This window comes from Pseudoflavonifractor sp. AF19-9AC (assembly GCF_003478995.1).
Taxonomy (GTDB): domain Bacteria; phylum Bacillota; class Clostridia; order Oscillospirales; family Oscillospiraceae; genus Lawsonibacter.
In genome coordinates this window covers 214330-230457 of record NZ_QUGI01000001.1, presented here as the reverse complement: position 1 = coordinate 230457, position 16128 = coordinate 214330, and the positions used below count along the sequence as shown (strand labels likewise).

General features: G+C 59.3%; 13 protein-coding genes and 1 other RNA gene. 6 read left to right on the top strand and 8 right to left on the bottom strand.

Annotation, left to right across the window (positions count from 1 at the left end; translation table 11 throughout):
• The first annotated feature begins 234 nt into the window (after positions 1 to 234).
• Positions 235 to 651, top strand: a complete 417-nt coding sequence (locus DWX58_RS01110) for a hypothetical protein (RefSeq protein WP_118641043.1) — start codon at positions 235 to 237, stop codon at positions 649 to 651.
• Between the two features lie 61 nt (positions 652 to 712).
• Here DWX58_RS01110 and DWX58_RS01105 read toward each other — a convergent pair whose 3' ends face one another.
• The 6 genes from DWX58_RS01105 to DWX58_RS01080 all read right to left on the bottom strand — a co-directional run bounded on the left by DWX58_RS01105 (position 713) and on the right by DWX58_RS01080 (position 5834).
• Complete coding sequence (locus DWX58_RS01105; protein WP_118641041.1) at positions 713 to 1558, bottom strand: metal ABC transporter permease; 846 nt, start codon at positions 1556 to 1558, stop codon at positions 713 to 715.
• A complete protein-coding gene (locus DWX58_RS01100; RefSeq protein WP_199648628.1) occupies positions 1558 to 2361 on the bottom strand; it encodes a metal ABC transporter ATP-binding protein in 804 nt (267 codons plus the stop codon). Before DWX58_RS01100 ends, DWX58_RS01105 begins: the two co-directional genes overlap by 1 nt.
• Positions 2358 to 3326, bottom strand: a complete 969-nt coding sequence (locus DWX58_RS01095) for a metal ABC transporter substrate-binding protein (RefSeq protein ID WP_158579181.1) — start codon at positions 3324 to 3326, stop codon at positions 2358 to 2360. The genes DWX58_RS01100 and DWX58_RS01095 overlap by 4 nt, the downstream gene beginning before the upstream one ends.
• A 162-nt stretch (positions 3327 to 3488) precedes the next feature.
• On the bottom strand, positions 3489 to 5051 hold the full coding sequence (locus DWX58_RS01090) for a peptidylprolyl isomerase (protein WP_158579180.1): 1563 nt from the start codon (positions 5049 to 5051) through the stop codon (positions 3489 to 3491).
• 251 nt (positions 5052 to 5302) lie between these two features.
• Positions 5303 to 5502: non-coding RNA, 6S RNA (ssrS, locus tag DWX58_RS01085), on the bottom strand.
• A 17-nt stretch (positions 5503 to 5519) separates the two neighbouring features.
• A complete protein-coding gene (locus tag DWX58_RS01080; protein ID WP_118641035.1) occupies positions 5520 to 5834 on the bottom strand; it encodes a DUF1292 domain-containing protein in 315 nt (104 codons plus the stop codon).
• Between the two features lie 303 nt (positions 5835 to 6137).
• Between DWX58_RS01080 and DWX58_RS01075 the strand changes: the two genes are divergently transcribed.
• The 5 genes from DWX58_RS01075 (at position 6138) to DWX58_RS01055 (ending at position 13001) form a co-directional block, all read left to right on the top strand.
• Positions 6138 to 8816, top strand: a complete 2679-nt coding sequence (locus tag DWX58_RS01075) for a transglycosylase domain-containing protein (RefSeq protein WP_158579179.1) — start codon at positions 6138 to 6140, stop codon at positions 8814 to 8816.
• A 231-nt stretch (positions 8817 to 9047) separates the two neighbouring features.
• Entirely contained in the window at positions 9048 to 9488 is a 441-nt protein-coding gene (locus DWX58_RS01070; protein ID WP_118641031.1) for an ACT domain-containing protein, read from the top strand.
• A 24-nt stretch (positions 9489 to 9512) separates the two neighbouring features.
• Entirely contained in the window at positions 9513 to 10724 is a 1212-nt protein-coding gene (locus DWX58_RS01065; RefSeq protein WP_118641029.1) for a homoserine dehydrogenase, read from the top strand.
• Between the two features lie 99 nt (positions 10725 to 10823).
• Positions 10824 to 12050, top strand: coding sequence for an aspartate kinase (locus tag DWX58_RS01060; RefSeq protein ID WP_118641027.1), 1227 nt, complete (start codon positions 10824 to 10826; stop codon positions 12048 to 12050).
• Positions 12051 to 12230: 180 nt separating this feature from the next.
• On the top strand, positions 12231 to 13001 hold the full coding sequence (locus DWX58_RS01055; protein WP_118641025.1) for a hypothetical protein: 771 nt from the start codon (positions 12231 to 12233) through the stop codon (positions 12999 to 13001).
• A 56-nt stretch (positions 13002 to 13057) separates the two neighbouring features.
• Here DWX58_RS01055 and DWX58_RS01050 read toward each other — a convergent pair whose 3' ends face one another.
• Positions 13058 to 14395, bottom strand: coding sequence for an MATE family efflux transporter (locus DWX58_RS01050; protein ID WP_243093204.1), 1338 nt, complete (start codon positions 14393 to 14395; stop codon positions 13058 to 13060).
• 254 nt (positions 14396 to 14649) lie between these two features.
• Positions 14650 to 16095: an N-acetylglucosamine-specific PTS transporter subunit IIBC gene (nagE, locus tag DWX58_RS01045; protein WP_199648627.1), complete on the bottom strand. Its 1446-nt coding sequence runs from the start codon at positions 16093 to 16095 to the stop codon at positions 14650 to 14652.
• Positions 16096 to 16128: the final 33 nt, after the last annotated feature.

The window sequence follows — 16128 nt, the reverse complement described above, 5'->3', positions numbered from 1 at the left end:
CGGGCAGGTGGAGGTATTATACACGGTTTCCGCCCCCCTGTAAAGAGAGGGACCGCCTCTTCCGGGGGCTTCTCCCCAATCTTGTTTATTCTATGCCATTTTCTACAGAAAAACAAGGGAAATTTTCCACATAGGCTGGCTCTGTTCCCTCTCATCCCCATTTGACAAATCCCGCTCGCCGATTATAATATGTAATACCAAGGCCCTTCTGTTCCAGGAAAGGAGGTCCCGCTTATGAACCTGGAATTGAATAAAAAGCAGTTTCGCCGTCTGCTGGACATGGTGTATATTGGAAACTGGATTCTGAACTCCACCCGGGGCGACCAGCGCTTTAGGGACTACGACGAAGTGGAGAGCCTGCTCTTCGGCAAGGCCGCGGTGGAGGGCATGCCCTCCCTGGCCGAGCTCTATCAGGGGGAGATCGTCCCCTCCCGCGCTTTTGTGGAAGGCGGTATCCACGAGGCCATTATGGAGTATGAGAACAACGTCTTTTTCGATATTTTAGCTGAGGACCTGGCCCGCCGGGACATGGACGACGTGCCCATCGACGAGAGCAACTACGCCGAACTGGCCAGCCGCATCGACGCCTATATCTCCGAGTTTGAGGAGCACGGCACTGACAACATTCTGGTGGATATTGACACTCCGTAAGGTCGTGAAACCGTTAAAAATCCCCCGTATTCCCTGAAAAGGGATACGGGGGATTTTTCGTTTATCCCCGTTTCCGGAAGAGGAAGGACAAAAAGAACCAGATGGCCAGATAGAGGGTAATGGCCGAACCGGCGGAGGAATCAATGTAGTAGGAGGTCATGAGGCCCGCGATGCCCGCTACCAGAGCCCCCACCAGGGACACCAGATGATACTGGGTCATGTTCCGGGCCACGTTCCTTGCGGCGGCGGCCGGCAGGACCAGCAGGGAGTTGATGACCAGCAGGCCCACCCAGGTCATGGACAGGGTGACCACCACGGCGATGGCCACGGAGAACACCGTCTCCTGCCAGAACACCTGAATCCCCCGGCTGTTGGCCAGGGCGGGATGGACCGCCGAGAGCATCAGCTGGTTGAAAGACAGGCACCACAGGGCCACGATGAGTGCCAGGATGGCCGCCAGCAGGGCGATCTTTCCCGGCTCCACCGACAGGATGTCGCCGATGAGGAGGCTGTTGAACTTGGTGAAGGACTTTCCTCCCAGGGTGGACAGGAAAATGCCCAGGGCCACCGCAGTGGAGGAAAAGACACCGATGACCGTGTCGCTGGCCAGATGAGTGCGCCGGCGCACAAAATTAAAGAGCAGGGCGAAGAAAATGGCGAAGAGAACCGCCGCCCAGGTGGGCTCAGAGAAGCCGCAGAGGGCGCCGATGGCCATGCCGGTGAAGGCGGAGTGGCCCAGGGCGTCGGAAAAGAAGGACATGCGGCTGTGGACCACCATGGTGGACAGGATGCCGAAGAGCGGAGAGATGACCAGCACCGCCAGGAGGGCGTTTTTCATGAAGTACATGCCGCCCGGCTGGGCCCAGTCAAAGGGCAGCAGAGCCACCAGAGAGTACCAAAGCTCCATCAGCCCTCGCCTCCCTTCCCCACCCGCAGGTGGAAGGTGTCATAAAATTCCGTGGAGGAGAGCACCTCGTCGGGGGTGCCCACCTTCAGCACCCGGCGGTTGAGCAAAACCACCTTGTCGGCAAACTGGCCCAGGGTGGCAAAGTCGTGGGTGGAGAGGAAGATGGACAGGTCGTATTCGGTGCGCAGCTCGTCCAGCATCTCCAGCAGCTGGTGCTCGCCCTCAATGTCCACGCCGGACAGGGGCTCGTCCAGAATGAGGATGTGGGGCACCGGCTCCAGGGCCAGGGCCAGCAGCACCCGCTGCAGCTGGCCGCCGGACAGGGCCCCCATGGCCTTGTCCAGCAGATCTTCTCCGTGGACCCGCTGAAGGCAGGCAGCTGCCCGCTCCCGGTACTTTTTTGGCACCGGCAGCCACACCGGCCACCGGGCGGTGGCGGCGGTGAAGAAGTCCAGCACGCTTACCGGGTCCCCCCGGTCAAAGCTGGGAGACTGGGGCACATAGCCCACCAGAGGCCGGGCCCCACCGGTGACCGCTCCGTCCGCCAGACGGATGGCCGGACCACCTGCCGGGGCGAAGGTAATGGATCCGGAGTAGGGCATCTGCCCCAGAATGCTGCGGAACAGGGAGGATTTTCCCGCCCCGTTGGGCCCGATGAGGGCCACAATTTCCCCGCAGTGGAGGTGGAAGGACACCTCCTCCAGGATGGAGTCCCCCTGGAGGTTGACGGACAGGCCCTCCAGCTTCAGGCAGCAGGCGTCGGCGCAGCCGGCGGCCAGCTTGCCGTGCTTGATCTTTCTCATGAAACTACCTCTTCTCCGGCAAAGCCGTTGACGATGGCGGTGATGTTGGCGGACAGCCCGTCCAGATAGTTGGCAAGCTCCCCGTCATCCGGTCCGTCCATCAGCATGGTGAGTTGGGCCACAGCGCAGCCCGTCTCCCGGGCAATGGCCTGAGCGGTAGCATCGGATCCGTTGACCTCGGTAAAGATCACGGGAATCTGATTCTCCTTTACCAGGGTAACTGTCTCGTTGATCACCTGGGCGCTGGCCTCGCTGCCCTCCTCCTCCTCGATGGCAGCCAGGAGGGGCAGGTCAAAGGCACGGGCAAAGTACTGGAACCCGTCGTGGAAGGTGACAAGACCGGGGATGGAAACACCGCCCTCCTCCGCCTTCCGAAGGGTATCCTGCATGGTACTCCTCCAGTCCTCCAACTGAGCAGTGACCGAATCCAGATTGGCCGCGTAAGTTTCCGCGTTGCTGGGGTCGGCCTCGCTCAGGCCGAGGCAGAGGTTGCCGGCCATGGCGATGGCGTTGTCGGGGTCCATCCAGATGTGGGGATCGTAGTGGCCGCTGTGGTCGTCCTCCTCATCCCCGTCGCTGTGGCTGTGGCCCAGGCTCTCCAGCAGCTCAATTCCCTGGGAACAGTCAATGACCGTGCCCCGAGAGGCCGCCAGGGCGTCGGACATAAATTCCTCCAGGTCCACGCCGTTGATGGCCAGAATGTCCGCACCTTCAATCCGTTTCATATCGCCCACGGACAGGGTGTAATCGTGAAGGCAGCTCACCGCCCCGGTGTTCAGCCGCTCCACCGTCACTCCCTCCGCTCCCTCGGCCACAGCACTGGCCAGGAGATAGACAGGATAGGTGGTGGCCAGCAGGGTCAATCCGTCCTCCTCGTTCTGGGAGGCGTCACCGTTTTTCTGCCCGCAGGCGGACAGGGAGAACAGAAGCGCCAGTACGCTGATCAAAGAAATCCACTTTTTCATGCGATACCTCATAGTTTGAAATTAAACGGCTGGTATGCCGCTTCTTTTTAACTGATTTAGTATATCTCACTTTTCCCCGCTTGTAAATGCCTGCTAAAAAATCCACAGGGCCGCCCCCGAAAAATGCGGGGGCGGCCCTGTATGTGCTCAGTTCAATTGTGATCAGCCATTGACAAAATTCAAGCCGGATCCGTTAGTGGCCTCATAGCCGGAGGAAACCTCCTCCTCCCAGGCACTGTAGTCCTCCTGACGCAGCGTGCTGTCTGCAGTCTGCTTCCAGGTGGGATCACCGCTGCTCACATAATACATAATGTGATAGCCCTGGCTGTCATCGCTGCGCACGATGCCGGTGTCGCCGGGCTGGTGGTCAGCAAGAGCCCAGTCCAGGAAGGGCTTGACGTAGCTGGATGTGGAAGAAATGTTGGCATACAGGCCCTCATTCTGGCTCACAGCGGGGTCGTCGCTGTTCTCCTTGGCCAGTGCGGTGAAGGAGTCCTCGGTGGCCTCACCGGACTTCCACTGCTCCAGCAGTTCCTCTGCCTTGGCCTCGGCGGCGGCATACTGCTCCTCAGTGGGCTCCTCGGCACCGTCGCTCTCCTCGGCCTGCACCAGAATGTGGCGCACATCGGCGGTGTTGCCGTCATCCCGGGCGCGGTCCTCAAAGCGGACCACATAGTAGTAGGTGGTGGTGGAAGAGCTTTCCGACTCCGCAAAGGTCACGTCGCCGGTCTGGCGGGCGCTGTCCTTGGCCCAGTCGCTGTACAGGCTGTCCAGGCTGCTGCCGCTGGTCTTCTTACCGACAGCGCTGGAATACAGCTGGTCGGCATACTCCTCTGCCAGAGCAGCGGGGTCCTCACCGGCCTCCAGCTTGGCCTGGAGTTCCTCAGCCACGGGCTTCAGCTCGTCCTGAGCCTTGGCCAGGGCCTCTGCCTTCTCCTCGTCGGTCATCTCAATGGCATTGCCCTCCTCATCGGTGGTGGGCACATTGGCGCGGAAGACGAACTCGGAGAGGGTATAGGTATCCAGAGCGTCGGTGTTCTCCTGGTAATAGGCCTCATAGTCCTCATCAGTATAGGAGAGACCGTCGTAGTAGGTCTGGGCGTAGTCGCTGGCAAGAGCGTCCCGGGTCACCAACTCCACATAGTGGTCGTAGCTGAGGTAGGACCCGTAATTGGCCCGGATATAGGCGTCCCGGCTGCTGTAGCGGCCCACCCAAACGGTCTCCAGGCTCTTCAGGCTGCTGTCCAGCGCCTCCTGGGCCTCCTGGGACATGGTGTAGCCCTCGGCCTCGGCCTTGTCCGCCAGGGCGGCATTGACCTGCATGGACTTGATGGTCTGCTCCATCAGATAGTCGTACCAGGTCTGGCCGCTCTCCTCATTATAGATCAGCTCCTTGGTGGAAGTGCTGGTATCAAAGGGAATGGTACCGAAATTTTCATAGTACAGAGTGAGCAGGTTGAGACGGGTGGTATTGAAGTAATACTGCACGTCCACAGCGTTGTACTTTTCTCCGTTGATGGTCACCGCGGTCATGGTGCGGGGCAGCACTCCGGTGTTCCAAACAATAACGGCAACCGCCAAAACGGCGCACACCACGCCCACCACGGTGTACAGAACCTTGCTGCGCCGGGCCTCCTTGGCCTCCTGCTGCCGCTTCTGCTCCCGGGACGTGGGCCCCTGGGTGACCTCGTCCTGACGGGTCTTCTTTTCTCTGGATGCACTCACGGTTTCGTTCAGTCCTCTCGTTGTAGATAAATCTTCTCGTCCCCCGCCTTCCGGATCCATCCGGTTTTGGGGGAAACGGCAAAAGCCGTACTTGGAGTATTATACTAAAAACTCCCCCGCCTTGCAAGTGCCGCCGGGCGGAAAGCCCTGTGTTTTACAGTTTATTCATGTTTTCCGGGTTGATTTCCCCCATTTCAGCCAATAAAAAAGACCGCGGCAAATATGCCGCGGCCCAGATCCCAATGTGTTTTCTATCCCCCGCTCTGGCCGTGTGAACCCGTTTAAAACCTGCACGTGTCGGCAGGTGGGTCGCCTCCACGACGTTTTACTGCTTCCAACTTCCAGCTGACCTCATAAGGGGGCCGGGAGGCCTGCAAGCCACGCCGTGAGGGGGCGTCCCGTTTAAAAAATGTGGGTTTAAAAGAGCCCATCACGCACCGAGCAGGAAAGACACACCAGGGATTTCTCTTATTCCTCGTCCTCTTCCTCGAAGAAGCGCTCCATAAAGAGATTGTAAATGGCATCCAGCTCCTCGTCGGAGTCCAGAGTGGACAAAATCTCCTCCCCATTCTCCTCCAGAGCCTTCATAATCACCAGGCCGTACTCCTCGTCGTCGGCATCCACGTCCACCGGCTCGCCGGTTTCCTCATTTTCCGCCACAGCAGGGAACATAGCATAATAGGTTACGCCCTCATGCTCCAGAGTGTCAATCAGCTCCAGCTCAAACTCATTGCCGTCCTCGTCGGTGACGGTGATAAAATCGGGGCCAAAGGCTTCGCTCATAACTTGGGTACCTCCCGGTTTTGATTGTCTCTCTTGTTCCCGTCTATTTTACCCCGACACAGGGAAAAATGCAAGAGTCCCTTCTTGTAAATTTTACCCCCCGTTTTTTGTCACCTTTTTGCCCCCCTTCCCCCTCTCCCGGCATTTATGGTGGACAAACGGGTAAAATCTGTTATAATGTTACTTGTATTTTTTTGCCTGCCCCTTTCGTGCGGGCAGAAAAGCCGGTGTTCCGGCAGTCCCTTTCGAACCCCATCGACCACCGGTGGACGGCGCTGCCGAACACCGTTTGGAGGTAACATCGTGTCTGACCAGAATCACAACAATCATTCCAGTTCCCTTTATGAAAACAGTGAGTACCCCTCCCGCCGCCAGGCCCCCAGAAGGCAGAGCGAGCGGCGCCCTCGCCGTTCCAAAAAGGGCCGCAGCAGCACCATGCGCACCGTGGGGAAAGTGCTGGGCACCCTGCTGCTCATCGGTCTTTGCACCAGCGCTATTCTGTGCTGCTTTGCCGCAGTGTACATTAAAACCGTAATCTTCCCCATCGCCGACCTGAGTGCGGATGACTTCACTCTGGGCGAGAACAGCGTCATGTACTATCAGGATAAGGAAACCGGGGAATACAAAGAAATGACCACGCTGCTCAACTCCACCAGTTCCATCTGGGTGGACTATGAGGAGATTCCCGAGAACCTCATCGACGCCGCTGTGGCCATTGAGGATAAGCGCTTCTGGACTCACTCCGGCGTGGACTGGCTGCGCACCGGTAAGGCAGTCCTGTCCATGTTTACCGGTGGCGATATTCAGGGCGGCTCCACCATCACCCAGCAGACCATCAAAAACCTCACCGGCTACAACGAGACCACCGTAAAGCGGAAAATCACCGAGATTGTCCGCGCCCTCCGCTTTACCCAGAATAATTCCAAGGAAGATACCATTACCCTCTACCTGAACATCATTCCCCTGGGCAGCGGCTGTGACGGTGTGGGCTCCGCCTCCTTGAAGTACTTTGGCAAGCCGGTCAGTGAGCTTACGCTGGCTGAATGCGCCAGTCTCATCGGCATCACCAACAACCCCTCCAAGTACAGCCCCTACTCCGACGCCAAAATGCCCAGCCCTGACGGCACCGAGACTTGGACCGCCCGACAGTACAACAAATACCGCCAGGAGATCGTCCTCGCCCAGATGCTGGAGCAGGGAAAGATCACCCAGGAGGAATATGACGAGGCCGTGGCCCAGGAGCTGGTCTTTGTCCAGGGCGAGGGCGAGGACGCCCCTCAGGAGATCTATTCCTGGTACGAGGAGACCGTGTTGGCCGACGTGAAGAAAGATCTGGCGGAACAGCTCAAATGGTCGGACCAGCGCATCTCCCAGATGCTGGGCCGCGGCGGCCTGCGCATCTACACCTGCCTGGATCCCGACATTCAGGCCATCGCCGAGGAAGTTTATACCAACCGCGAGAATCTGAACTACGTCTCCAAGAGCGGACAGGATATGCAGTCCTCCATCACCATCATCGACAACACCACCGGCGACGTGGTGGCCATTGTGGGCCAGTTTGGAGAGAAGGAGGGCAACCTGCTCACCAACTACGCCAACACGGCCCAGCGGCAGCCCGGCTCCTCCATCAAGCCTTTGTCGGTCTACTCCCCCGCTCTGGAAATGGGGCTCGTCTCCCCTATCTCCATCATTGACGACTACCCCTACGAGGTAATGGGCGGCCGGGCCTGGCCCACCAACTCCGGTGCCGCCAGCTACCGCGGTCTCACCACCGTGCGAAGCGGTCTGACCCGCTCGGTGAACACCATCGCCGTGCGTATTCTGGCTGATCTGGTTACGCCGGAAAACAGCTTCAACTTCATGGAAGAGAAATACCACATCGATCTGGTGGAGGCCATGGAGTCCAACGGAAAGGTGAGCACGGACATCGCCGTCTCCCCCCTGGCCATGGGCGGTCTCACCAACGGCGTGTGCACCCGGGACATGGCCGAGGCCTACGCCACCTTCCCCAATAACGGCATTTACACCTACTCCCGGACCTACACCAAGGTGACCCAGCTGGTGGACGGCCAGGAGGTGGTCCTGCTGGAGAATGAGCCCAAGCAGGAGGTCGCCATTAAGGACACCACCGCCTATTATATGAACTCCATGCTCTCGGACGTGCTGGATAAGGGTACCGGCGCCGGCTATGACCTGAAGAACATGTCTGCCGGCGGTAAGACTGGTACCACCACCGACAACTACGACCGCTGGTTTGTGGGCTACACCCCCTACTACACCGCCGCCGTCTGGACCGGCTACGAAAAGAATGAGAAGATGAGCACCAGCGGCAACCCCGCCCTCATTCTGTGGAACAAAGTCATGTCTCAGATCCACGACGGGCTGGAAAACAAGAAATTCAACGTTCCCTCCGGTCTGACCACCGTGGACTACTGCCTGGACAGCGGACTTCTGCCCACTGAGTACTGCTCCATGGATCCCCGCGGCAGCCGGGTGGGCCGGGACAGCGTCTTCCAGGGCGATGCTCCCACCGGCGTGTGCACCATCCACACTGCCGACAGTGTAGTGACCGTGTGTACCGACTGTCCCATTCTGGACGCCAACGGCAACGAGACCGGCCTCTATCACATTGCCGGTCCCTACTGCCCGGAGGAGAGCCAGAAGCAGATCTGCCTGCCCAACTATGAGCGGGAGCAGGTGGGTTCTGCTACCGCTCAGGACAATATGTACCGCCTGAGTGTGGTGGAGGGCTACGGCGCCTGCACGGTGCACACCACAGCCCCTGAAGTGCCTACCGATCCCACAGATCCCACCGATCCCTGGCAGCCTGTGGACCCCACGGATCCTACCGATCCTACCGATCCCACCGATCCTACGGATCCTACAAACCCCGACGGTTCCGGCGGCAGTGAGAGTGGTTCCGGCAGTTCTTCCAGCTCCGGATCCCACTCCTCCAGTTCCCAGGATGTCCCCAAGCCCTGATCTTTTCTCTTTTTGCCGCCTCCGGCTAAGCCGGAGGCGGCCGTTTTTCTGTCCCTTTCTCTTTTTTCTGGATAATATGACGGAGAACAGCAGACTGATATGGAGAAATTTCACCATTCCACCAAGCATTTTCCCGTTGCAACCGTGGTTGTGGTGTGTTACAATATGCCATGTCACAAGAACAAATGCCTTTGCAGCGTGGACAGGTTAGCAGAACAAGGAGGGCCGCCCATGAGTATCTCCGCGAAATACTTTATTGTCGAGGCCTCGGCCATGCCGGAAATCTTTTTGAAAGTGGCAGAAGCCAAGCGTCTTTTGGACACCGGCGAGGAGACCACAGTCAATGCCGCGGCCCGGGCGGTGGGCATCAGCCGCAGCGCCTTCTATAAGTATAAGGACACGGTCCGCCCCTTCAATGACATGCTCCACGGGCGAATCGTTACCTTTCAGATTCTGCTGAAGGACGAGCCGGGCATTCTCTCCGCCGCACTGAACATCTTTGCCGGCACCGGAGTCAACATTCTGACCATCAATCAGAACATTCCGGTGAATGGCTGCGCCGTGGTCACCATGACCGCCCAGACCTCCGCCCTGCGCCGCTCCATTGAAGAGGTGCTGGGAGACGTGGGCAACAGCCCAGGCGTACTCAAGTGTGAAATCCTGGCGGGTTAAATCTAGCAACGAGGTGAAATTGGAATGGTTAACGTAGCAATTTTAGGCTTTGGTACCGTGGGTTCCGGCGTGGCCGAAGTGCTGACCAAAAACGGCGGCCTCATCGACCAGCGTGTGGATGATCTGGTCCGTCTGAAGTATATTCTGGATGTACGGGATTTCCCCAACAGCCCCTATGCCGACTGTTTTGTGAAGGATTTCTCCGTCATCGAGCAGGACCCCGAGGTGGACATCGTTGTGGAGACCATCGGCGGCGCCACCATCGCTCTGGACTTTACCACTCGGGCTTTGAAGGCGGGCAAGAGCGTAGTCACCTCCAACAAGGAGCTGGTGGCCACCCACGGCTACGACCTGCTCCAGCTGGCCCGGGAGCACGGTGTCAGCTACCTCTTTGAGGCCAGCGTGGGCGGCGGTATCCCCATTCTCCGCCCCCTCACCTCCTGTCTGGCCGCCAATGAGCTGACCCAGATCACCGGCATCCTCAACGGCACCACCAACTATATCCTCACCCGGATGATCAAGGCCGGTCTCACCTTCGATCAGGCCCTGAAGGAGGCCCAGGAAAACGGCTACGCCGAGAAGGACCCCACCGCCGATGTGGACGGCCACGACGCCTGCCGCAAGATCTGTATTCTGGCCGCTCTGGCCTTCGGCCAGCACGTCTATCCCCAGCAGGTACCCACCGAGGGCATCCGGAACGTCACCCTGGAGGACGTGGCCTACGCCGATTCCAAGGGCTACAAGATCAAGCTGCTGGGCCGCTGCCTCCGCCAGCCCGAGGGCAAGGTGTGCGCCTTTGTGGCCCCCCACCTGGTCTCCGACGAGAATCCTCTGGCCGGCGTGGAGGACGTGTTCAACGCTATCGCCGTCACCGGCAACGCTATCGGCGACGTGATGTTCTATGGCCGTGGCGCCGGCAAGCTGCCCACCGCCTCCGCCGTGGTGGCCGACGTCATTGATATCGCCAAGGATCGAAAGAAGGACCACCACAACGCCTGGGGGCCCGGCGCTCCCGCCCTGGTGGTCTCCCCGGACATTCTCTCCTCCCGCTGGTATGTCCGCGCCGACGCTTCCATGGACCAGGCCCGGCTGGCCTGCGGTGAAATTCAGCCCCTGGCCCGGGCGGGCGCTCCCGCCGGAGAGGCCGCCTTCCTCACCGGACAGATGACCTATCCCCAGATCCGGGACTGCCTCAAGGGCATGGCCGTCAGCTCCCTGTTCCGGGTGCTGGACTAAAGTCCGCTGGGGCTCCGAAGGGGACCGCGGCATAGGATGCATGGGAGACTCTCTCCCGCATCAACCTTATGATTTTGACCTTTAGGGGGAACGACATACATGGCACTGATTGTTCAGAAATTCGGCGGCTCCTCCGTCGCCGACGCGGATAAGATCCGCAACGTAGCCCGCATCATCACCGAGACCTATCAGAAGGGCAACAGCGTAGTGGCGGTGCTCTCCGCTCAGGGCGACACCACCGACGACCTCATCGAGAAGGCTAAGGAAATCAATCCCAACGCCTCCAAGCGCGAAATGGATATGCTCCTGTCCACCGGCGAGCAAATCTCCATCTCCCTGTGCGCCATGTGCATTGAGAGCATGGGCTTCCAGGCCATCTCCCTTACCGGCTGGCAGGCAGGCATGCTCACCAACTCTGTGTACAGCAACGCCCGCATCAAGCGCATCCGCACCGAGCGCATCCAGAAGGAACTGGACAAGAAGAAGATCGTACTGGTGGCCGGCTTCCAGGGCATCAACAAGTACGACGATATCACCACTCTGGGCCGCGGCGGCTCGGATACCTCCGCGGTGGCTCTGGCCGCCGCCCTCCGGGCCGACCTGTGCCAGATCTACACCGATGTGGACGGCGTCTACACTGCCGATCCCCGCACCGTCAAGGGCGCCCGCAAGCTGGACGAAATCACCTTTGACGAGATGCTGGAGCTGGCCAGCCTGGGCGCCCAGGTGCTCCACAACCGCTCGGTGGAAATGGCCAAGCGCTACAATGTCAATATGGAGGTTATCTCCAGCTTCAGCGGAAATCCCGGTACCAAAGTCAAGGAGGTTGTCAAAACCATGGAAAAAACCCACGTCAGCGGCGTAGCCAAGGATAAGAACGTAGCCCGGATTGCTCTGGTGGGCCTGGCCGACCAGCCCGGTATCGCCTTTAAGATTTTCTCTCTGCTGGCCAAGAAGGACATCAATGTGGACATCATTCTCCAGTCCATCGGCCGCGACGAGAGCAAGGACATCAGCTTCACCGTCGCCCGCAGCGACGCCGACGAGGCCAAGGCCGTCATGGAGGAGAACAAGGAGGCCATCGGCTTCCAGAGCATCGAGATCAACAAGCAGATTGCCAAGGTCTCCATTGTGGGCGCCGGCATGGCTCACAACGCCGGCGTGGCTTGCAAGATGTTCGAGGCCCTCTCTGCCGCCGGCATCAACATCAACATGATCTCCACCAGCGAGATCAAGGTCTCCGTCCTGGTGGACGAGCGGGACGCCGACCGGGCTGTTCAGGCGGTCCACGATCGCTTCTTCAGCGAATTCGGCAGCAACAACTAATCAGGCTGCTTTTGCCGGCTTCTCCCCGTGGGAAGCCGGCTTTTCTTTTTTTGTGTATTTGCTTTTAGGTGTTGCAAAAAATAGTCCTATCTGGTACAATAATAAAATGTCTGGACCCCAGATATTCTTTTTTGTCCGGGTCCGATCTTGGAAGCCCAAGAGCAAGGAGATTGAAAACGCATGGATAAAAAGCAGAGAGAAGCACGCCGGCACCAGGAGGACATCGCCCTCAACCGCGCTTTGTTGTGGGTGGGCGGCGCCATCGTCCTCGAGGTACTGCTGCTGCTTGTCAATCGCTACTATATTAACTTCCGCGTCACCGAAACCGAAATCGCTGTAGCCAGTTTCCTGAGCAATGCCCTCCACGTGCTGCGCCTGGCAGGTGCCGCCGCGGCGGTGATCTGTCTGGTCTGGGCCGCCCTCCGGTTCCGCAAGGGCGGAAAGAGCGGACTGCCCACTGTGCTGGCTCTGGCCTTCGGTGCGGTAGCTGTATGTTCCCACGTAGCCGTCAGCTTCCAGCAGCCCGGCATGCGGATGCTGTTCCTGCTGGTCCCCGCCTGGGCCGGCCTGGCGCTGGTCTATTACCTCTACCACCGCGACTTCTTCCTGGCCGCTGCGGCGGTGGGAATGTCCATCCTCGGACTCTGGTTCATCCGTTACGGCTCCGGCGCCAAGCTGGAAACTGCCCTTATTCTGGTGGGAATCATTTTGGTGAGCGCGGCCGCTTTGTGGTTGAAGAAGACCGGCGGTGTCATCCGTCGGGCGGACGGAACCGCAGTGCGGATTCTCTCCAAGAATGCCTCTTACCCGGTGATTCTGGTCAGCTGCCTGGCCAGCTTGGCCGCTGTGGTGGTGGGCCTTCTGGCAGCCAGCACCGCCTACTACCTGATCTTCGTGATGGTGGCCTGGCTGTTTGCCCTGCTGGTCTACTACACCGTCAAGCTCATGTAATTTTTCAGTATCAAAAAAGCCCTGACACAGATCTGTGTCAGGGCTTTTTCATGCCTTTAAATGCGGGAAATGGTGGTGCGGTACAGCCGGGCATACATCACCAGGGCCACCACGCAGGCCCCCAGCTCCGCCAGCAGGAAGGACAGGAAGGTGTAGTCGGGAAGGGTACGCACCAGCAGGAAAGCGATGGGCAGCAGCAGAACCAGCTGCCGCAGCAGCGTGACAACCAGGGAATCCACACTGCGCCCCAGAGACTGGAAGGCAGCAGAACAGGCAATGCTCACCGCAGCCACGGGAAAGGCCAGGGCCGTCATCCGCAGGGCGGGTACCCCCAACGCCAGGGCAGCCTCTCCGGCGTTAAAGGCCACGGTCAGCAGCGGCGCAGCGCACACCCACAACAGTGCCAGTCCCACCAAAGCCGTCACCAAAGACGCCAGGATGCCGAAGCGGATGGCTCCGGAAACCCGGCTGCGGCTCTTTGCGCCGTAGTTGAAGCTGAGAATGGCGATGAGGCCGTTGTTGATGCTGAACATGGGCATAAACACAAAGGACTGCACCTTAAAGTAGACGCCCAGCACCCACACAGCGGTCTCCGACCACAGGTTCAGAATCCCGTTCATTCCCATGGACATCAGGCTGCTCATGGACTGCATCACAATGGCCGGCGCGGCCACCCGTCCCATCTCCCGGGCCAGGCTCCTCTGGAAACGGAAGGCCCTGGGGTTCACCGGGAGCTGATTGCGGATGCGGCGCACCAGGCACAGACCGATGATTCCGCCGCTGATTTGTCCGATGACCGTGGCCACCGCCGCTCCGGGTACACCCATGTCAAAGACAAAAATCAAGATGGGGTCCAGCACCAGGTTGATCAGCGCGCCCGAGCCCTGAACGATCATAAAGCCGGAGGGGTGTCCCGTGGATTGCAGCACCCGCTCACAAGGGAACTGGGTACAGATGCCGAAGGAGAAGCAGCAGCAGATAAAGAGGTACTCTCTGCCCATCTCCGCCACCTGGGGGTTCTGGGTGCAAAGGTCCATATAAAGGCCGCTGGCCAGCACTCCAAAGAGCAGGAACAGCACCCAGCACCCACCGTAGAACAGGAAGCCATGCAGCACGGTCTGCCCCGCCTCATCCATTTTCCGCTCGCCCAGACGCTGGGCCAGAGCTGCGCTGAAGGCCACTCCGGTACCGGTACAAAAGGCCACCATCAGCGTTTGAATGGGATAGGCGTAGGACAGGGCCAGAAAGGCGTCATCTCCCACCTGAGCCACATAGACGCTGTCCACCAGGTTGTAAATGGCCTGCATCAGCATGGACAGCATCACCGGCCAGGACATCTGGAGCACCAGCCGTCCCACCGGCATGGTGCCCAACATGTTTTCTTTTCCTTCCAAAAATTCTCGCTCCTCTCGCGGCAGGGGAAACAAAAAACGGGTTCCTGAACAGGAACCCGTTTACCTGACGCATACTCTCTCCGCGGGGACGTCGGGCGTGGGCGCGGAGATAATTTTGTTTTCTCAGTATAACAAGGGCTTTGGGGAATGTCAATGGGCAAAAAAGCTCCCGCCCTGCTGTGGGCCGCAGGGCGGGAGAGGTGTTTTCCAGAAAAACAGGATTCTTTTTGGGACCAGAGTGGTAAACGTCTGTCTTAGCGAACCAGCTTCTTGAACTCGTCTGCCACGAACTGGACCTTGGGGCCGATGATGACCTGGACAGAGGTCTTGCCCGGACGGACCACGCCGGCGGCGCCGGAGGCCTTCAGCTTCTTCTCGTCCACCAGCAGGCGGTCCTTGACCTCCAGACGCAGACGGGTGATGCAGTTGTCCACGCTGGTCACGTTCTCGGCGCCGCCCACGCCCTCCAGGATGGCCATGGCCATGGCAGCGTAGTTGTCGCTGCCCAGCTGGATGTTCATCTCAGCGGCGTTGTCGTCGTCCTCACGGCCGGGGGTCTTCAGGTTCAGCTTCACGATCATGATGCGGAAGACCACATAGTAGATGACAAAGAAGGCCAGGCCGATGGGAATGAGCAGGATGGGATTCATGGCGAAGGGAGCCTTAAAGGACAGGAACCAGTCCACGAAGCCGGCGCTGAACTGGAAGCCGGCGCGGATGGGCAGAGCGGCCACAACAGCCACGGAGATGCCGGTCAGCACGGCGTGGGCAAAGTACAGGCCGGGAGCCAGGAACATGAAGGAGAACTCCAGGGGCTCGGTGACGCCGGTGAAGAAGGCACACAGAGCGGCGGACAGCAGGATGCCGCCGGCAATCTTCTTCTTGGCGGGCTTGGCGGTGTGGTACATAGCCAGGGCAGCGCCGGGCAGACCAAACATCATGACGGGGAAGAAGCCGGCCTGATACATACCGGTCTGACCCAGAACGCCGCCGTCCACAGTGCCCCAGAACTTACCGATGTCATAGATGTTGGCCACATCGAACCAGAACACGCTGTTCAGGGCGTGGTGCATGCCGATGGGGATGAGCAGACGGTTCAGGAAGCCGTAGATGCCGGCGCCGATGGCGCCCATGCCCAGGATGGTCTCGCCCACATTGACCAGGAAGCTGTACACCACGGGCCAGACAAAGTACAGGGGGATGCAGGCAATCAGGGTGGTAACCACCGTCATGATGGGCACAAACCGCCGGCCGGCAAAGAAGCCCAGGAAGTCCGGCATATTGGTCTTATAGAACTTGTTGTAGCACCAGGCGGCGATCAGACCGCAGAGGATGCCGATGAACTGGTTGTTGATCTTGGTGAACGCAGCGGGAACCGCATCGGCTTCCACGCCCATAATGAGCTGCACCACGCCAACACCCAGCATGGTCTGGACGGTCAGCCAGGAGATAATGCCGGCCAGAGCAGAGGTGCCCTCCTGGTCCTTGGACATGCCGATGGCAACGCCCAGGGCGAAGAGGATAGCCATGTTGTCAATGAGAATGCCGCCGGCCTTGATGAGCAGCAGAGCCGCCAGGTTGTTGGCGCCCCAGCCGGCGGGGTCGATCCAGTAGCCGATACCCATCAGGATACCGCCGATAGGCAGACATGCCACCGGCAGCATCAGGGATTTACCTAAACGCTGAAAGAAACGCATCATAAAGATTTTCCTCCCTCACAAAAGTCAAAACAC